This window comes from Abyssibacter sp. (assembly GCF_964229365.1).
Taxonomy (GTDB): Bacteria; Pseudomonadota; Gammaproteobacteria; order Nevskiales; family OUC007; genus Abyssibacter.
This window is the reverse complement of record NZ_CAXRDQ010000071.1, coordinates 67,459-85,352: the sequence shown is the minus strand read 5'-3', so window position 1 is coordinate 85,352 and position 17,894 is coordinate 67,459. Positions and strand designations below refer to the sequence as shown.

Below are 17,894 nucleotides of genomic sequence, written 5' to 3'. Positions count from 1 at the left end.
CACCGACCACGCCCAGATTGTCGATGTTGGGGAGCCCCGCGGCGGCCAGGTTGTTACCGTCGCAGCAGCCGCCGGTGTCTTCCCAAGCGAAGTCCATGCCGAGCAGGTCACGGCACTCGCTGATGCTGCCGATCAGCGATTCCAGAGCGGCGGTCCTTAACTTCGGCGGGCGAGTAAATCCGCCATGCAAGCTGGTCTCGATACCATCGCGCGTGTTGATTTCTCTAATGATTTTCTGGAGCTCGTCGCTAACCCAGGCTTGATCGCTCGGCTGCTGAAGCCGCACGTTCAAGCGCAGAATCGCCAGATCGGGCACGATGTTGACCGGCCCGCCACCCGTGATCTGACCGACATTGACGGTCACTCCCTGACGTTGGCCGTTCAGTGAATCGATGGCGACAGTCGCGTCGGCCAAAGCGCGAATCGCGTTACGGCCGAGGTGGTGTTCACGGCCTGCATGCGCGGCCCGCCCCCGGACCAGCGCCTGAAAGTTACCGCTACCCTTGCGGCCTGCGACCAGATTGCCATTCGGCAGGGAGGGCTCGTAGATCATGCCGATGTCGTGCTGTCGCGCCTCGTGTTCCAGCAGCGGGGAAGAGCCGATCGATCCGATCTCCTCGTCCGGGTTGAGCACGACGGTCCAGCCCATCGATTGGGCGTCCGGCAGCTGCTCCAGCGCCATCAAGGCCTGTCGCATCACCACCAAGCCGCCTTTGAGGTCTGCCACGCCGGGTCCGTGCAGGCGATCTGATCGCTGGTCCACTGCCTGAAAGGTCGAAGACTGCGGGAAAACCGTGTCGAGATGGCCGGCCAGCAGCACTCGCCGCGATGCGCCGGACCGTTTCCGCATCACCAATGTCGGTCCCATCGGGCGGTCGACAAACGTGCCGTCGTCTGCCAGTTGGCGCAGCGGCGGCGTGGCCACGGTTTCGACCGTGTCGGCCAGCGGACGAAACCAGGCGGCCAGTTGCTCGGCGACCTGAGCGACGCCTTGGGCGTTGAAGCTGCCGCTATTGATGCCGGCAAGCTGACGGGTTTTCGCGAGCATGTCATCCGTCTGGCCGGCGAGGGAGTCGAGGGCCTTACGGTGTTCGGTTCGGACGTTTTGCATGCAGGAAGTCTATCCGGAAACCGTCGTTCAGGACGGGCCGTCGCGGGTCGCAGGCACAAAAAAGCCCGGCACGAGGCCGGGCTTCTGGTGACTTCGTGCCTCGCGTTACTTGGAGGTCACGCTGAACTCGACGCGACGGTTGGCTTCGCGGCCATCCTCGGTGCCGTTGTCGGCGATCGGCTGCGATTCGCCATAGCCGATGGCCGTCAGGCGACCCGCATCAATGCCGTTCTCGACCAGGAACTCCTTGACCGACACCGCGCGCTCCTCTGAGAGGCGCACGTTATAGGCAGCCAGGCCCTTGCTGTCGGTGTGACCGGCAACCTGGACCGTCATCGACGGCTGACCAGCCAGCGTGTCGATCACATCCTGCAGCACGATCTCAGCATTCGGCGTCAGCGTGGCCGCGTTGAAGTCGAACTTCACGCCTTCCAGCGAGAAGGTCTGCTTGATCGCGCAGCCTTCGGAATCGACCACGATCCCGGCACCGGTGCCGGGGCAACGGTCAACCGAATCCGACACGCCATCTTCGTCGGCATCATCGGCACCGGCACAGCCTCGTGCGTTGACCTGTGCGCCTTCTTCGCTGTCCGGGCACTCGTCATACGCATCGAGAACACCGTCCAGATCGGAGTCCGCACTGCAGCCGGTGGCGTCCACAGGCACACCGTTCGGGGTGCGCGGGCATTGATCGATGGAGTTCACCACGCCGTCAAAGTCGTCATCGGCCTCGCAGCCCTCCAGCGTTACCGCCACGCCAGCCGGCGTGTTCGGGCAGCGATCCAGCGTGTCGTTCACGCCATCACGGTCAGCATCCCCGGCACCCTTGGAACTCAGCGGAACTTCAAGGCCAAGATTGAAGCGAACGTCCAGATAGCTGTCGTCAAAGACTTCCAGCAAGCGCACGTCGCCGCGTACCGCAGCGCCGTGGTCGTTGAGGAAATGACGTACACCAGCACCGATTTCAGCAGCGAAAAAACCTTCGCTGTCGTCTTCAATGTCTTCCTGAACCGCGCCGATACCGGCCAGCACATACGGGGTGACGCCGAACAAATCGATCATGTTCTCCCGACTAAAGCGGTAGATAACATCGACCATCAACGCCTTCTGGAAGTCGCGGTCATCCACCGTCTCGGTCTTCAGCGAGTTGTAGAAGCCCGAAAATTCGAGATCGAGCTTGTTGCCCAGGTAGGGGAGGTCGGTGTTAATCAACGGGATCCCGTAGCCGAACATTCCACCAAAGCTTTCGTCGCTTTCTTCGGTGCGATCATCCGGCAGCACCATGATCCCACCGGCGTAGATGTACGGACGACCATCGGAATTCTGCGCGACTGCGGCTGACGCCGTGCCCAGAACCGCTAGCGCCAACAGCGCCTTGAAGCATTTCATCGATTAGTTCCCCTGAATACGTATTCGTGACCGGCACGCTGCAATCACAAGCCGTGCCAACCGCGCGAGGATACCGAATTCACCAGTTGACAGAAAGTTCACCTCGGCATCGCGGTGCAGGCGATTTCAGGCGTTGCCACAGCTGGGCCGCCTCAGTACAATGCGCGCCCTCGCAAATGCGATATTCCCCTGTAGCTCAGTTGGTAGAGCGGGTGACTGTTAATCACTAGGTCGGCGGTTCGAGCCCGTCCGGGGGAGCCATATAAAACAACGATTTAGCCTCGCTTCTTGCGGGGCTTTTTCGTTTCTGGTGGGTCGGCATTCGGTCATCGGCCAGGCGCCGGACCTCGCCGAATTGGGTTCGGGCCAGCTTGGCAGCGCCGACGGTTGCTTGCCGCGGTAAGCCTTGACGCTGATGGTCGGGGGGCGGGACAGCTTGAAGAAGTGGCGTCCCGAGCAGGAGTCGAACCTGCGACCTAGCGCTTAGGAGGCGCTTGCTCTATCCAACTGAGCTACCGGGACAGTGTCTGCTTGGTGGGGCGCTATTGTAGGCAAGCTGTCGGTTTATCGCAGGACCTGGCCCAGGAAGGTGTCGAGCCGCGAGCCGTTTGCCGGTTCGAAGAACGCCTCCGGCTGGGCGATTTGCTCGATGCGGCCGGACTCCATGAAGACAACGCGGTCTGCCACGGCGCGCGCAAACCCCATTTCATGGGTCACGACGAGCATGGTCATGCCGTCGCTGGCGAGCGCTTTCATCACGTCCAGCACGCCGCCGACCATTTCGGGATCGAGCGCGGAGGTGGGTTCGTCGAACAGCATCACTTCGGGTTGCATGGCGAGTGCGCGCGCGATGGCCACCCGCTGCTGCTGTCCGCCGGAAAGCTGCGCCGGGTAGCTATCGCCACGATCGCCCAGCCCAACGCGGTCCAGCAGTTGCTGCGCTCGCTGGCGCACCGTTTCGACCGGTTCCGCGCAGACCTTCAGAGGGGCGAGGGTGATGTTGTCGATCACGCTCAAGTGCGGGAACAGATTGAACTGCTGAAACACCATGCCGGCTTTCTGCCGCAACGCATTGAGCTGCTTGCTGGCGGTATGGACGGATTCTCCGTCGATCAGGACATCGCCGTCGGTGACCGTTTCCAGCCGATTGACGGTGCGCAGCAAGGTTGATTTGCCCGAGCCACTGGGGCCGACGATGCAGACGACTTCGCCTGCAGCAACGGTTAGCGAAACCTTATCAAGCGCGCGAACACCATTCCCAAACAGCTTGGAAACATTGCATATTTCTACGCTGGCGCTCATCCGTCAGCCCTCGCAAGCCGCAATTCGAAGCGCCGGATGACCAGCGACAGGCTGGCGGTGAGCACCAGGTACATTCCAGCAACCGTGAACCAGATTTCAAAGGGGCTGAACGTGGAGTTCACGACCTCGCGACCCGCCTTGGTCAGATCGGTGATCGCAATCACCGAGACCAGTGAGGAATCCTTGATGAGGTTGATCAGCTGGCCGGCCATGGGGGGCAGGGTGCGGCGCATGGCCTGCGGCAGGATGACGTGGCGCATGGCCTGGCCATAGCTCATGCCCAGGCTGCGTGCGGCCTCCATCTGACCTTTGGGGATGGACTCGATGCCGGCACGGACGATCTCGGCGATGTAGGCGCCGGTGAACACGGCCAGCGCGGCAACGCCGGCGGTCATGCGCGACAGACTGAGTACCGTGCCGACAAAGAAGTAGAAGATGAAGATCTGCACCAGCAGCGGCGTGCCACGGATGATCTCGACATAGGTGGCTGCGAGATTTCTCGCGGCCGGGTTGGTGGACACGCGCCCAAGCCCGGCCAGCAGGCCGATCGGTACCGAGAACAGCAAGGCGAGGATCGATAGTTGCAGGGTAACCACCAGGCCCCAGGCCAGCGGCCCGATCCGCCAACCACTGCGGCTACCGATGACATCCCCGTCGAACACGTAGTCGCCGTCCTCGACGAGGATTTCGTCCAGGTCGGCGAAGGATTCGGAGGCAGCCGCGTCCTGCGTGCCGATGATCTGCACTCGCCCATCAGTGATCTCGACGATGCCGGTTAGCGTCGTGCGCAGGTCGGCATCTTCATGGGCGACGATGTAGTCCGGTACACGATCCCAGCGCCAGGTGTAATCCACCGTGCGGCTGGCCGCGTAGATCGATACGGCCAGGGCGAGGAGGATGAATCCGTAGACCCCGTGCCAGAACCAGCGTGACTTCATCAGTTGACGTCTTTCATCCAGCGAGTGGACTCGAACCATCGTTTGTAGAGCGCGTCGTAGGTGCCATCCCCTCGGATCTGGTTCAGGAAGTTGTTGAGCCAGTTGATGAAGTCCGGATCGCCCTTACGTACGGCCCAGCCCAGCGGTTCGTAGGTGAACGGCTCGTCCAGATGCGCGATGCCGTCGGGGTTCTGGCCGACAAAGATCGCGTTGTAGGGGAAATCGTATACAAAGGCGTCTGCGCGGTTGTTGCGAACCTCCAGCGCCGCTTCGGATTCGGACTCGAAGGTGAGGATCTTCGCCCGTGACAGGTAGCGTCGGGCCGCGATCTCACCAGTGGTGCCGAGCTTGGTGACGATGGTGTAGTCATCGCTATTCAGGTCGCGGTATGACTTGATCGTGCCCTCCAGCGCCGAGCGGATCAGCACCGATTGGCCGATCACCAGGTAGGGGTCGGTAAAGTTCACCTGCAAGTTGCGTTCGGGCGTGATGGTCATGCCGGACATCAGAATGTCGAACTTGTTGGTCAGCAGGGCGGGGATGATCCCGTCCCAGGCGGTGTTGACGATGGTCAGCTCCACGCCCATGGCTCGGGCCATCTGCTTGGCGATGTCGACGTCAAAGCCGATGACATCACCAGACTTGGTCCGCATTTCGAACGGCATGTAGCCGGTTTCCAGCCCGACCCGCAGTTCTCCGCGTTTCAGAATGGCGTTGAGTGTGGAGTCGTCCCACACGGCATTGGCATGGGAAACCGGGACAAGCAGCAGCAAGCCGAGGGCGAGCAGTAGTCGGCGCATGAAAGATCGTCAGGAAAATGGACGGCTAGATGGTGGCCGCCCCGTCCGATTTGCGCAAACACGGCGCGTGCCAGGTGGCCGGACATCGCCGTGGCGGGGCTTATGGCCGATCGACTTGGCGGGCCACCACGAGTGGCTATGATGGCGGGATCGATCGCCGACACACGCTGGTCCCCCGTGTCTGACTCCTCAGGTTTTGTTCATCTAAGCGTCCACACCGAGTACTCGCTCGTGGACAGTGTCGTCCGTGTCAAGCCGCTGGTGAAGGCGGCTGCCGAGCGCGGCATGCCCGCCGTGGCGATGACGGACCACATGAACCTGTTCGCCGCAGTGAAGTTTGTCTCAGCGGCGGAATCGGTCGGCGTCAAGCCGATCCTCGGCTGCGATCTGGTGGTGCATGATCCGGTCTCCGATACCGATAACGCATTGCGGCTGCTGTGTGCGAACAACCAGGGCTACCGCAACCTGATGCAACTGGTCTCGCGCGGCTACGTGCAGGGCCAGGACCGCGGTTCGCCGGTTATCCGTCCGGAGTGGCTGGCGGATCATGCCGACGGGCTGATCGCGCTGTCCGGCGGGCATCGTGGCCTGATCAGCCGCGAAATTGCCGCGGGTCATGGCGAGCTGGCGCTGCAGGCCGCACGCGGGCTGCGCGAGGTGTTCGGCGACCGGCTGTTTCTGGAGTTGGAGCGCATCCAGGCGCCGGACGAGACTGCGATTAACGACAATCTGGTTGATCTGGCGGGGATGCTGGACCTCGGCATTGTGGCCGGCAATGCAGTGCGGTTTCACGATGCCGACGATTTTCATACCCACGAGGTGCGCCTTTGCATTCGCCAGGGGCGGGTGATCAACGATCCGCGCCGGGTCAAGGATGTCACCGGCGAGCAATGGCTCAAGTCGGCCGAGGACATGCGTGACCTGTTCGCGGATCTGCCCGAGGCCTGCGACAACGCGGTGGAAATCGCCCGCCGCTGCAACGTGACGTTGTCGCTCGGTAAGTCCTATCTGCCTGACTTTCCAGTGCCTGAAGAGCACAACGTGGAGTCGTTCCTGCGCAAGGAGGCCAGCGACGGCCTGGCCCGGCGCCTCGCGGCGATCGAGGCCGATGGCGGCCAGCCGGACCACGCCGTTTACCAGGCCCGGCTCGATCACGAACTCGACGTGATCATCTCGATGGGCTTTCCGGGCTACTTCCTGATCGTTGCGGACTTCATTCGCTGGGCGAAGCGCAACGACGTGCCGGTGGGGCCAGGGCGCGGCTCCGGCGCCGGATCGCTGGTCGCCTACGTGCTGGACATTACCAACGTTGATCCAATCCCTTACAACCTGTTGTTCGAGCGATTCCTGAACCCCGAACGCGTGTCCATGCCGGATTTCGATATCGATTTCTGCATGGAAGGCCGCGACCGGGTCATTGACTACGTTGCCGAGCGCTATGGGCGCGAGAAGGTCTCGCAGATCATCACCTTCGGTCGCATGGCGGCCAAAGCCGTGGTGCGCGATGTCGGCCGGGTGCTCGGGCATCCCTACGGCTTTGTCGACGGCATCGCCAAGCTCATTCCGGCGGCAGTCGACATGACGCTGACCAAGGCGCTCGACGAATCCGAAGAGCTCAAGAAGCGGCGTGATGATGAGGACGAGGTCCGCTACCTGCTCGACACCGCCCTACGGCTGGAAGGGCTGGCGCGCAATGTCGGCAAGCACGCCGGGGGTGTGGTGATCGCGCCCAGCCGGATTGACGACTTCACCCCGCTGTTCATGGAGCCGGGTGGTGGCGGCGCGGTGACCCAGTTCGACTGGAAGGATGTGGAAGCCGCGGGGCTGGTCAAGTTCGACTTCCTTGGCCTGCGCACGCTGACGATTCTGGATCGCGCGGTGAAGGTACTGGCGACGATGGATACGCCCATCGACCTGGATACCCTGCCGCTGGACGACGGCAAGACCTTCGAATTGCTGCGCGCCGCGGACACGGCGGCCGTGTTCCAGCTGGAATCCACCGGCATGCGGCGCCTGATGAAGGAGCTCAAGCCCGACCGTTTCGAAGACATCGTCGCCCTGGTGGCGCTGTTCCGGCCGGGGCCGCTGGAAACCGGCATGGCCGCCGACTATGTCGCGCGCAAGAACGATCCGGCGCAGGTGCGTTACATGCACCCGCTGATGGAAAACGCGCTCAAGGACACCTACGGCGTCATTGTCTATCAGGAGCAGGTCATGGCCGTGGCCCGCGAACTGGCGGGCTATAGCCTCGGGGCTGCCGACCAGCTCCGCCGCGCCATGGGCAAGAAGGACATGAAGAAGATGGCCGATCACCGGCCGATCTTCGTTGCCGGCGCCGTCGAGCGTGGCGTCGATGAGGATCTGGCGGGCCGCATCTTTGATCTCATCGCCGAATTCGCGAAGTACGGCTTCAACAAGTCGCACTCGGTGGCCTACGCGCTGCTCGCCTATCAAACGGCCTATCTGAAAGCGCATTACCCGGCCGCCTTCATGTGCGCCGTGCTCACGGCCGACATGGATCACACCGAAAAGGTGGTCCCGCTGATCGAGGAATGCCGCCGGCTGGAGCTGGAGGTCGTGCCGCCGGATGTGAACGCATCCGCCTACGAGTTCACCGCCAGCGCAGACGGTGAGTCAATCCGCTACGGGCTTGGCGCGGTGAAGGGCGTCGGCCAGGGCGCCATCGAAGGCATTCTCGAAGCCCGCCAAGTCGGTGGGCGGTTCTCCGATCTGGTTGATTTCTGCGTGCGCATCGATGTCAAGCGGGCGAACCGACGGACATTGGAGGCGCTGGTTCGGGCGGGCGCGCTGGATGCCCTGGGCGTTAACAGGCCCAGTCTGCTGGCCGCGCTGCCGAATGCGCTGGCCGCAGCCGATCAGCACCACACGGCACGGGCGGCGGGGCAGAACGATTTGTTCGGTGGCGGCGGAAATACCGCCAGTCATGTGCCGGCCATCGACATGCCGGAACTGCGCGACTGGGACGACGGCGAGCGCCTCCAGGGCGAAAAGGAGACCCTGGGCCTGTACCTCACCGGGCATCCCATCGAGGGGTACCGCACCCTGTTGAGCGGCCTCATCAACGGCACCATCGCCCAGGCGAAGGAGCGTGCCGACCCGCAGGCCAGGCGCCGTGGCGGCGAGCAGCTACGCATCGCCGGGCTGGTCGTGGATGTGATTCAGCGGGCAGGACGCGCCATCGTGCGCCTGGATGACGGCACCGGGCAGCTGGAATGCACGCTGTTCTCGGAAAAGGCGGAACAGTTTCGGCATCTGCTGCATGAGGATCGGCTGCTCATCGCTGTTGGCAACCTCAGCTTCGACAGCTACAGCGAGGATTTCCGGATGAATCCCAAGGAGCTGATGGACCTTGACGAGGCGATGAGCCGTTTCGGCCGAGGGCTACGGCTCACCTGGAAAACCAGTCCACAGGAGCAATTCGATCAGCTGGAAGCTTGTCTGGCGGCGAACCGCGTGGAGGAGGGCGCGCGCATCCGCGTCGACTATCTCAATGGTCGCGCGCAGGCAGAGCTGAGCTTCGGCCCGGACTGGCAGGTTGCGGTCTCAGAACAACTCGTCCGTCAGCTGACAGAACTATGCGGTGAAAACGGCGTCCAGGTCCGGTATCGTCAAGCGCTTACACCGTCAGCCCAGGGAGTCGGCGCGGACGGATAGGGGGGAATCTGTGTACGGCGGTCAACACTGCCAGGCACTGTCCTAAACAACACTGATCCCGCGGTACACGGGCGCATGAATCTCAAATACCTGGATTTCGAACAACCCATTGCGGAGCTTGCCGAGAAAATCGAAGAGCTACGCAATGTCGCCGATGGCTCGACGGTTAATCTCACGGAAGAGATCGGCCGGCTCGAGTCCAAAAGCCAGACGCTGACCAAGCAGATCTTTTCCAATCTGACGGCTTGGCAGGTCGCCCAATTGGCCCGGCATCCGCAGCGGCCCTATACGCTCGATTACGTCGAGGCCTTGTTCACCGACTTCGAAGAGCTGCACGGAGATCGCAGTTTCTCGGATGATCCGGCCATTGTGGCCGGCATTGCGCGGTTTGAAGACCGTCCGGTGATGTTGATCGGCCACCAAAAAGGCCGAGATACCAAGGAAAAACTGCATCGCAATTTTGGGATGCCCCGGCCCGAGGGTTATCGCAAGGCATTGCGTCTACTGCAGACGGCCGAGCGATTCAAACTACCGGTGATCACGTTGATCGACACGCCCGGCGCCTATCCCGGCATCGGTGCGGAAGAGCGGAATCAGAGCGAGGCCATCGCCCGGAATCTGTTTGTACTGTCGCGACTGCGGGTGCCTGTGGTATCCCTCGTGATTGGCGAAGGAGGCTCCGGTGGTGCGTTGGCCATCGGCGTTGGCGACCATCTCGCCATGCTCCAGCACAGCATTTATTCGGTGATTAGCCCCGAGGGCTGCGCGTCCATCCTGTGGAAGAGCGCCGAGCGCGCCAAGGACGCGGCGGATGCGATGGGCGTGACCGCCGAGCGCCTGCTGGAGTTGAAGCTGATCGACGCGGTGGTGCGCGAGCCTCTGGGCGGGGCACACCGCGATACCGAGGCCCTAATGGGCGTGGTGCGCGATCACCTCCGGACTGTGCTGAGCCTGCTCGGTCAGAAGCCGATTCATGAGCTGATCGAGGCGCGTTATGCGCGTTTGATGGGCTATGGACAGTTCCGGGATTCCGCCTGAGGCGAGCTTCGCCGAGGCGCCGAGCCGTCGCTGGCTGGTCGCGTTTTCCGGCGGCCTGGATTCCACGGTGTTGTTGCATTGGGCGGCGCAGTTTGCGGCGACCGATGCGGCGATTAGCCTGCGCGCGCTGCACGTCCACCACGGGCTGAATGCCGCCGCCGACGACTGGGCGGCCCACTGCGCCCGGATCGCTGATTCGCTGGCAGTGCCGCTCACGGTCCGCCGCGTACAGGTCGACCTTAATGGCGGAAGCGGCTTGGAGGCGGCGGCCCGCACCGCTCGTTTTGCGGCCATTCGCGAGGTGATGCAACCGGCGGAGACCGTGTTGTTCGCGCACCACCAAGACGATCAGGCCGAAACCTTGTTACTGAATCTGGCGCGCGGATCCGGGCCGGACGGCTTGTCAGCCATGCCCAGGCAGCGTGACCTCGGCGCCGGCTGGCTCTACCGGCCTTTACTGGGCCTGAGCCGGGCGAGGCTGGAAGCCGAAGCGCATGCGATGCGCTTGAGCTGGATCGATGATCCCAGCAACCGCGACGAATCGCTGGACCGCAATTTTCTCCGGCATCGCGTCATCCCTCTGCTGCGTGAACGGTGGCCGGGTTTTTCGGACAAGGCCGCAGACGCCACGCGGCGGATCGCGGAGGTCACGACGCAGATTCGTGAGGACGACGGCCCCCTGCTGGATTCACTGACACACGAAGGCGGATTGTCCGTCTCTGCGCTATCGCAGTTGGAGCCGGCGGTGACCGCACGCGTGCTGCGAATGGCCATGCGACGAGCGGGCCTGCCATTGCCCGGTCAGGCCGTGCTCGGACAGGTGCTGCGTGTGATCCAGTCGGGCCGCAATGATGCCGAGCACTGCGTGCAGTGGGGTCGCGCCGAGGTTCGTCGGTATCGCGACCGCTTGTTCATTCAGCACCGGCTGCCCGAGGTCGCCAGTGACTGGACGACGCAATGGAGCGGCGAACCAGCCCTGCAGTTGCCGTCGGGTTCCGGGGAGCTGGTGTCCGGTGCATCGGGTTCGTGGACCGTGCGATTGGCTCAACCGACGGATGTGATTCGTCAGCCCGGTCGGCCGGGCAAGCGCCTGGCCAAATGGTGTCAGGAGCAGGGAATTCCGCCCTGGCTGCGGCTCCGTCTGCCGGTCGTCTTGCGCGACGAGTGGATTTGCAGCATCGGAGCGACCTGTATTGATGAGCAGATTGCACCGAGTAACCTTCAATGGAATCATCAACTTGTGGGCGTTCCTCGCGTTTGAGCCGATTGTCCGCCGCCCGCTCATTCGGCTAACATCCGCGCTTCCCTGATCCAGCGAATTCCCCATGTCCAAGGAGCCGATGACCTGCTTTGTCTTTGTGACGGGTGGGGTGGTGTCTTCACTCGGCAAGGGCATGGCGGCAGCATCACTCGCGTCGATTCTCGAGTCGCGCGGCCTGTCCGTACGGATGATCAAACTTGATCCGTACCTGAACGTCGATGCCGGCACCATGAGCCCGTTTCAGCATGGCGAGGTCTATGTCACCGACGACGGGGCCGAAACCGACCTCGATCTCGGGCACTACGAGCGCTTTACGCATAGCAAGACCTCGCGGCTGTCGAATTTCACCACCGGCCAGATCTACAACAACGTGATCCGCAAGGAGCGTCGAGGCGATTTCCTCGGCGGCACGGTTCAGGTCATTCCCCACATTACCGATGAGATCAAGAACCTCGTGCGGCAAGGCGCGCAAGGCGCCGATATCTGCATGGTCGAAATCGGCGGCACGGTGGGTGATATCGAGTCCCTGCCGTTTCTGGAAGCGATTCGTCAGCTCGGTGTTGAACTGGGCCCGCATCGCGCCTGCTTCATGCACCTCACGCTGGTGCCCTACATCGCGTCCAGCGGTGAGGTAAAGACCAAGCCAACACAGCATTCGGTCAAGGAGTTGCGGTCGATCGGGATTCAGCCCGACGTGCTGATCTGCCGTTGCGATCGCCCGTTGCCGGAAACCGAGCGCCGCAAGATTGCGTTGTTCACCAACGTCCACGAGCGTGCGGTGATCGCGGCGATCGACGTGGACAACATCATGAAGATCCCATTCGGCCTGCATGAGCAGGGGCTGGATGAGCTGGTTGTTCGGCGTTTTGCGCTGGATGTGAAGCCCGCGGACCTGTCCGAATGGGAACGTGTCGTCCGCATGAAGGACGAACAGGATCTGGAGGTTCAGGTCGCCATGGTCGGCAAGTATGTCGATCTGGCAGATGCCTACAAATCACTGAATGAATCCCTGGATCACGCGGGGCTGCATACGCGGACACGGGTGCGGATTCACTATGTCGACTCCGAGCGCCTGGAAACCGAAGGCGTTCACTTGCTGAAGGATTTCGACGCAATCCTGGTGCCCGGTGGCTTCGGAGAACGCGGCACGGAAGGCAAGATCGCGGCGGTGCGTTACGCCCGCGAGAACCAGGTGCCGTATCTCGGTATCTGCCTCGGCATGCAGGTCGCGGTGATCGAGTATGCGCGTCATGTCGTGGGCCTGGACGGTGCGAACAGCACCGAGTTCCACCGCACGACCGAACACCCGGTGATCGCCCTGGTGACCGAGTGGCACAAGGACGGCAGCACGATCGAGCAACGGTCAGAGGATTCCGACATGGGCGGAACGATGCGCCTCGGTGCACAGAGCGCCAGCGTCCGGTCCGGTACGCTCGCCCATCGTCTATACCAGAGCGACACCATCGCCGAGCGTCATCGGCATCGCTACGAGTTCAACAACCGTTATCGCGACGCCATCGAGGCTGCGGGCCTATGCGTCTCTGCCGTCGCCGATTTCGACGATCTGGTGGAGATCGTGGAACTGCCGGATCATCCGTGGTTCCTGGCCTGTCAGTTCCATCCGGAGTTCTGTTCCACACCGCGTGATGGGCACCCGCTGTTCATTGGGTTCATCGAAGCTGCGCGCGCGCAGCGAATGCAGGCGGCCGCATGAAGCTTTGCAACGTTGAGGTTGGCCCCGACCAACCGCTGTTCCTGCTCGCAGGCCCCGATACACTGGAGGCCGAAGGCATGTGCCTGGACGTGGCCGGGCACCTGAAGGAGCTCTCCGAGGAACTGGGTTTTCTCTACGTCTTCAAGGGCTCGTTCGACAAGGCCAACCGGTCGTCGCATACAAGTTACCGCGGACCCGGCGTTGAAGAGGGGCTACGGATTCTCAGTGAAGTCCAGGCGCAGATTGGCGTGCCGGTGGTCACCGACGTACACGAGGACACGCCCATCGAAGAGGTGGCTGCGGTCGTCGATGTGATCCAGACGCCGGCCTTTCTCTGTCGCCAGACCAACTTTATCCAACGCGTGGCCGCGGCCGGCAAGCCGGTCAATCTCAAGAAGGGTCAGTTCATGTCGCCCTGGGAGATGGGCAACGTCGTGGCCAAGACCAAGACCACCGGCAACGAGCAAATCATGCTTTGTGAGCGTGGTTTCTCGTTCGGTTACAACAACCTTGTCTCCGATATGCGCGGCCTCGCGGCGATGCGCGAGACGGGTTGCCCGGTGGTGTTCGACTGCACGCATTCCGTGCAGCTGCCAGGCGGGCAGGGGTCCGCCTCGGGCGGCCAGCGCGAGTTCATTCCGGTGCTGGCGCGCGCGGCCGTGGGCGCCGGTGTTGCCGGTTTGTTCATGGAAACCCATCCCAAGCCGGACGAGGCGCTCTGCGATGGACCCAATTCATGGCCATTGCACCAAGCCAGGGATTTGCTGGAATCGCTGATCGCGCTGGACCGTGTGGTGAAGTCGCGGCCTTATGCAGAAGATCAGCTCTAGCAACTGGCCTGCGCAGCCATGCGCGACATAAGAATTCACACGAAGTAGACGGATCAAATGACTGAAATCAAGAAGATTGTAGGTCGCCAGGTGATTGACTCCCGCGGGAATCCCACTGTCGAGGCCGATGTGCATCTGGCCTCCGGTGTCATCGGGCGCGCGATGGTGCCTTCCGGTGCCTCCACTGGCGCTCGCGAAGCGGTGGAGCTTCGCGACGGCGACCCGTCGCGCTATCTCGGCAAGGGCGTGACCCAGGCGGTTGGTCACGTCAACGGCGAAATCTCCAAGCTGTTGGTGGGTAAGGATGTCTTCGATCAGGCCGGCCTCGACCAGGCGATGATCGAAGCCGACGGCACCGAGAACAAGTCGCGCCTGGGCGCCAACGCGCTGCTCGCGGTGTCGATGGCGGCAGCACATGCCGGTGCGAAGGAAAAGGGCGAGCCGCTTTATCGGTACATCGGTGGTGATTCGGCAACCGGCATGCCGGTTCCGATGATGAATGTCATCAATGGCGGTGAGCACGCCGACAACAACGTCGACATTCAGGAATTCATGCTGATGCCGGTGGGCGCCAGCTCGATTGCCGAAGCGATTCGTTACGGCTGCGAAATCTTCCACGCGCTCAAGAAAGTGCTGTCCAGCCGCGGCATGAACACCGCGGTCGGCGACGAAGGCGGTTTCGCACCGAATCTGCCTTCGAACGAGGCGGCGTTGGAGGCCCTGGCTGAAGCTGTGGACAAGGCAGGTTATTCGCTGGGCACCGACATTCTGCTCGGCCTCGACGTGGCGTCGAGCGAGTTTTATGCCGATGGCGTCTACAACCTGTCGGGCGAGGGCCGGAAATTTTCGTCCGATGAGTTCGCCGGTTACCTGGATGATCTGGTCTCGCGTTATCCCATCGTCACGATCGAAGACGGCATGGCCGAAGACGATTGGGACGGCTGGGACGCACTGACGAAAACACTCGGCAAGCGCGTCCAGTTGGTGGGCGACGACTTGTGCGTGACCACTCCCAAGAATTTGCAGGAGGGGATTGATCGCAGTATCGCCAATGCGATTCTGATCAAGGTCAACCAGATCGGCACGCTGACCGAGACGCTGCAGGCCATCGACATGGCCACGGCTGCGGGTTACGCCTCTGTCGTGTCGCATCGCTCCGGCGAGACCGAAGACGCGACGATCGCGGACCTGTCGGTGGCCACGACCGCCACCCAGATCAAGACCGGCTCGCTGTCCCGATCCGACCGTATGGCGAAGTACAACCAGCTGCTTCGCATCGAGGAAGAATTGGGTTCACGTGCCACCTATCCGGGCATGAGCGCATTTTTGTACAAAAATGGTTAAAGTTCCGCCATGGTCAAGGCGGCGCTCATCTCCGGACTCCTCATTCTGGGGTACTTTCAGTACCGCCTGTGGTTTGCTGACGGCAGCATTCCGGACGTACGTGGCCAGCAAGCCGAGATAGCAGCGATGTCCGAACAGAACGCTCATCTGCGTGCGCGTAACGCCGCGTTGCAGGCTGAGGTCGACGATCTGAAGTCCGGGGTTGCAGCGATGGAGGGCCGGGCCCGCACGGATCTCGGCATGGTGCGGCAAGGCGAGACGTTTTACCTGCTGGTTTCGAGATAGTGTTGTGGGCTGTGGTCCCGGCTGCCGGCCGGGGCGCCCGCATGGATGCCGGCCAACCCAAGCAGTATCTTCCGCTCGGTCGCCGCACGGTTATTGAGCACGCGCTCACGCCGTTGCTGGACTATCCCGAACTTGAAACGCTGGTCGTCGTCCTCGGCCCGGACGATCGATCGTTTCATGATATGGAAGTTGCCAGCCATCCCATCTTGAAAACCACCACAGGCGGCGCGAGCCGGGCTGATTCGGTACTGGCCGGACTACGCGCTCTGCGCGAGGCGGCCGATGACGATCTGGTGCTGGTGCACGATGCGGCTCGGCCTTGTTTGCGTGTTGATGATCTTGATCGACTGATCCGTGCAGCGCGTCGCAGCCGTGATGGCGCGCTGCTGGCGGTGCCGGCGAAAGACACCTTGAAGCGGGTGGTCGACGGCCGGGTCGGCGCCACGCTCGCCCGCGACGATGTGTGGCAAGCACAAACTCCACAGGTGTTTCCCGTCGCAGCGCTGCGTCAGGCGCTGGAGCAGGGCGACCGGGCGCTGATCACGGATGAGTCATCGGCGATGGAAGCAGCGGGATTCCGACCCCGATGTGTCGAGGGCCATGGTGACAATCTCAAGGTCACCTACCTGGATGATCTGCCGCTCGCTGAAGCGTCGCTGCGCGCCCAGGGGCGTTTGTGATTCGCGTCGGCCACGGATACGACGTGCACCGTTTCGGTGTCGGCAATCATGTTTGGCTGGGCGGCGTGCGGATTGAACACGATCAGGGCTTGATCGCGCACTCGGACGGCGATGTCCTGATTCACGCCCTATCCGATGCCTTGCTCGGTGCGGCGGCGTTGGGTGACATCGGCGGCCTGTTTCCCGATACCAGCGATGAGTGGGCTGGTCTGGCCGGCCACCGCATGCTCCAGCTTGTCCGAGCGCGTCTTCAGGCGTCAGGCTTTGCACCGGTGCAGTGCGATGGAACCATCGTGGCCCAGGCGCCCCGCATCGCTCCGCATGTCCCGGCGATGTGTGCCCGCATCGCCGACGGACTTGGCATCGGGCTTGGCCAGGTCAACGTCAAGGCAACCACCACCGAACGGCTCGGGCCGATCGGGCGCAAAGAAGGGATCGCGGCGCATGCCGTCGCGACGATACAACCGCTTTGATCGGACTCGACCCGCCCTGGTGCGTCGCCAAAGCCCACGGCGCGGCGTTGGCGACCGGTCATCTCAAGCGGACGCCTGAAGATTTTCAGGTCGACGAAGAGCTCGCGTTTGAGCCTGCGGGCGAAGGCGAGCATCTGATGGTCCAGCTGCGCAAGCGGGACCGGACCACCGACCAGATCGCACGCCAGCTCGCACGGCTGGCGGGGGCGCGCAGCCGCAACATCGGCTACTGCGGCATGAAGGATCGATACGCGGTGACATCGCAATGGTTCAGCTTGCCGTGGCCGATCAAACGCGAGCTGCCGGATTGCGCGGCGTGGTCTGATCAGCTCGACAATGCCGAGTGCCTGCAGCTGGTTCGCCACGATCGAAAGCTGCGGCGGGGCGCACATGCCAGCAATCGGTTCCGTATCGCGATTGAGTTGGTGACGCCGGTTGACGCTGGGCTCCTGCAGCGCCGGATCGACGAAATCGGTGAACAAGGCGTGCCCAATGCGTTCGGACCCCAGCGCTTTGGTCGGCAGGGGCGCAACCTCGACGAGTTCGAATCCCGTGAGCGGCCGGCAGGCATCATCCTGTCGGCGGCCCGGTCTGCGTTGTTCAATCGGGTCTTGGATGCCCGGGTCCGCGACGGCACCTGGAACCGCCTGATCGACGGCGAATGGTGCATGTTGAATCGCAGTAACAGCGGGTTTGTTGCAGAAGCGATTGATGATGAACTGGCTGCAAGAGCCGGGGAGGGCGATGTGCACCCCAGCGGCCCGCTGCCTGGGCGTGCTGCCGATGGCCCTGTTGGCGAGGCGCAGGCTCGAGAAGTCGACGCATTGTCCGAGGCCGGAGCGTGGATCGACAAGCTGGCCACGCTGCGCGTTGATGGTGCGCGGCGACCGCTACGTGTCATCCCCGACGGACTGTGCATCCTGCAGCATGACACCGGCTCTCTCACGCTCTCATTCGGATTACCCCCAGGCAGCTTCGCGACTGCCGTAGTGGCAGAATGCATCGACACCGACGAATATTTGCACCAATCCAGTTCAAGCTCGTAGACTGCTTA

At 62.6% G+C, this 17,894-nt stretch carries 15 protein-coding genes and 2 tRNA genes; 11 read left to right on the top strand and 6 right to left on the bottom strand.

Annotated elements, in window-relative coordinates:
• Positions 1-1,111 (bottom strand): hydrolase (locus ACE1EY_RS11970; RefSeq protein ID WP_370300261.1); only part of this gene is annotated, 1,111 nt, incomplete at its 3' end.
• 105 nt (positions 1,112-1,216) lie between these two features.
• Entirely contained in the window at positions 1,217-2,500 is a 1,284-nt protein-coding gene (locus ACE1EY_RS11965; RefSeq protein ID WP_370300260.1) for an OmpA family protein, read from the bottom strand.
• 185 nt (positions 2,501-2,685) lie between these two features.
• On the opposite strand from ACE1EY_RS11965, the gene ACE1EY_RS11960 reads away from it, so the two are divergent.
• Positions 2,686-2,761: transfer RNA gene (locus ACE1EY_RS11960), tRNA-Asn, on the top strand.
• Positions 2,762-2,945: 184 nt separating this feature from the next.
• On the opposite strand, the gene ACE1EY_RS11955 is transcribed toward ACE1EY_RS11960, so the two are convergent.
• The 4 genes from ACE1EY_RS11955 to ACE1EY_RS11940 all read right to left on the bottom strand — a co-directional run bounded on the left by ACE1EY_RS11955 (position 2,946) and on the right by ACE1EY_RS11940 (position 5,540).
• Positions 2,946-3,022, bottom strand: a tRNA-Arg gene (locus tag ACE1EY_RS11955).
• Between the two features lie 42 nt (positions 3,023-3,064).
• Positions 3,065-3,802, bottom strand: coding sequence for an amino acid ABC transporter ATP-binding protein (locus ACE1EY_RS11950; RefSeq protein WP_370300259.1), 738 nt, complete (start codon positions 3,800-3,802; stop codon positions 3,065-3,067).
• Positions 3,799-4,740 (bottom strand): amino acid ABC transporter permease, encoded by a 942-nt coding sequence (locus ACE1EY_RS11945; RefSeq protein ID WP_370300258.1) that lies wholly within the window; start codon positions 4,738-4,740, stop codon positions 3,799-3,801. Before ACE1EY_RS11945 ends, ACE1EY_RS11950 begins: the two co-directional genes overlap by 4 nt.
• A complete protein-coding gene (locus tag ACE1EY_RS11940; protein ID WP_291513508.1) occupies positions 4,740-5,540 on the bottom strand; it encodes a transporter substrate-binding domain-containing protein in 801 nt (266 codons plus the stop codon). Before ACE1EY_RS11940 ends, ACE1EY_RS11945 begins: the two co-directional genes overlap by 1 nt.
• A 177-nt stretch (positions 5,541-5,717) precedes the next feature.
• On the opposite strand from ACE1EY_RS11940, the gene dnaE reads away from it, so the two are divergent.
• From dnaE to truD, 10 genes are all read left to right on the top strand, one after another.
• The gene (gene dnaE, locus ACE1EY_RS11935) at positions 5,718-9,215 is read left to right on the top strand and encodes a DNA polymerase III subunit alpha (protein ID WP_370300257.1); all 3,498 of its coding nucleotides are present in this window, start codon (positions 5,718-5,720) and stop codon (positions 9,213-9,215) included.
• 75 nt (positions 9,216-9,290) lie between these two features.
• Positions 9,291-10,253 carry an acetyl-CoA carboxylase carboxyltransferase subunit alpha gene (locus ACE1EY_RS11930; protein ID WP_370300256.1) on the top strand — a complete coding sequence of 321 codons (963 nt, stop codon included), beginning with the start codon at positions 9,291-9,293 and terminating at the stop codon, positions 10,251-10,253.
• The gene (gene tilS / locus ACE1EY_RS11925) at positions 10,228-11,514 is read left to right on the top strand and encodes a tRNA lysidine(34) synthetase TilS (protein WP_370300255.1); all 1,287 of its coding nucleotides are present in this window, start codon (positions 10,228-10,230) and stop codon (positions 11,512-11,514) included. The genes ACE1EY_RS11930 and tilS overlap by 26 nt, the downstream gene beginning before the upstream one ends.
• Before the next feature lie 79 nt (positions 11,515-11,593).
• Positions 11,594-13,228: a CTP synthase gene (locus ACE1EY_RS11920; protein WP_370300263.1), complete on the top strand. Its 1,635-nt coding sequence runs from the start codon at positions 11,594-11,596 to the stop codon at positions 13,226-13,228.
• Entirely contained in the window at positions 13,225-14,058 is an 834-nt protein-coding gene (gene kdsA / locus ACE1EY_RS11915; RefSeq protein WP_291513503.1) for a 3-deoxy-8-phosphooctulonate synthase, read from the top strand. The genes ACE1EY_RS11920 and kdsA overlap by 4 nt, the downstream gene beginning before the upstream one ends.
• A 57-nt stretch (positions 14,059-14,115) precedes the next feature.
• Positions 14,116-15,402, top strand: coding sequence for a phosphopyruvate hydratase (eno, locus tag ACE1EY_RS11910; protein WP_370300254.1), 1,287 nt, complete (start codon positions 14,116-14,118; stop codon positions 15,400-15,402).
• Positions 15,403-15,411: 9 nt separating this feature from the next.
• Positions 15,412-15,687: a septum formation initiator family protein gene (locus tag ACE1EY_RS11905; protein ID WP_291513501.1), complete on the top strand. Its 276-nt coding sequence runs from the start codon at positions 15,412-15,414 to the stop codon at positions 15,685-15,687.
• On the top strand, positions 15,687-16,367 hold the full coding sequence (gene ispD / locus ACE1EY_RS11900) for a 2-C-methyl-D-erythritol 4-phosphate cytidylyltransferase (RefSeq protein WP_370300253.1): 681 nt from the start codon (positions 15,687-15,689) through the stop codon (positions 16,365-16,367). Before ACE1EY_RS11905 ends, ispD begins: the two co-directional genes overlap by 1 nt.
• Positions 16,367-16,840, top strand: coding sequence for a 2-C-methyl-D-erythritol 2,4-cyclodiphosphate synthase (gene ispF / locus ACE1EY_RS11895; protein ID WP_370300262.1), 474 nt, complete (start codon positions 16,367-16,369; stop codon positions 16,838-16,840). Before ispD ends, ispF begins: the two co-directional genes overlap by 1 nt.
• A complete protein-coding gene (gene truD, locus ACE1EY_RS11890; protein ID WP_370300252.1) occupies positions 16,837-17,886 on the top strand; it encodes a tRNA pseudouridine(13) synthase TruD in 1,050 nt (349 codons plus the stop codon). Before ispF ends, truD begins: the two co-directional genes overlap by 4 nt.
• Positions 17,887-17,894 lie beyond the last annotated feature (8 nt).

What these genes read in the sequence shown, in the direction of transcription:
- ACE1EY_RS11965 (WP_370300260.1), bottom strand. Translation starts at nt 2,500, where the DNA reads ATGAAATGCTTCAAGGCGCTGTTGGCGCTAGCGGTTCTGGGCACGGCG.
- ACE1EY_RS11950 (WP_370300259.1), bottom strand. Translation starts at nt 3,802, where the DNA reads ATGAGCGCCAGCGTAGAAATATGCAATGTTTCCAAGCTGTTTGGGAAT.
- ACE1EY_RS11945 (WP_370300258.1), bottom strand. Translation starts at nt 4,740, where the DNA reads ATGAAGTCACGCTGGTTCTGGCACGGGGTCTACGGATTCATCCTCCTC.
- ACE1EY_RS11940 (WP_291513508.1), bottom strand. Translation starts at nt 5,540, where the DNA reads ATGCGCCGACTACTGCTCGCCCTCGGCTTGCTGCTGCTTGTCCCGGTT.
- ACE1EY_RS11930 (WP_370300256.1), top strand. Translation starts at nt 9,291, where the DNA reads ATGAATCTCAAATACCTGGATTTCGAACAACCCATTGCGGAGCTTGCC.
- tilS (WP_370300255.1), top strand. Translation starts at nt 10,228, where the DNA reads ATGGACAGTTCCGGGATTCCGCCTGAGGCGAGCTTCGCCGAGGCGCCG.
- ACE1EY_RS11920 (WP_370300263.1), top strand. Translation starts at nt 11,594, where the DNA reads ATGACCTGCTTTGTCTTTGTGACGGGTGGGGTGGTGTCTTCACTCGGC.
- kdsA (WP_291513503.1), top strand. Translation starts at nt 13,225, where the DNA reads ATGAAGCTTTGCAACGTTGAGGTTGGCCCCGACCAACCGCTGTTCCTG.
- eno (WP_370300254.1), top strand. Translation starts at nt 14,116, where the DNA reads ATGACTGAAATCAAGAAGATTGTAGGTCGCCAGGTGATTGACTCCCGC.
- ACE1EY_RS11905 (WP_291513501.1), top strand. Translation starts at nt 15,412, where the DNA reads ATGGTCAAGGCGGCGCTCATCTCCGGACTCCTCATTCTGGGGTACTTT.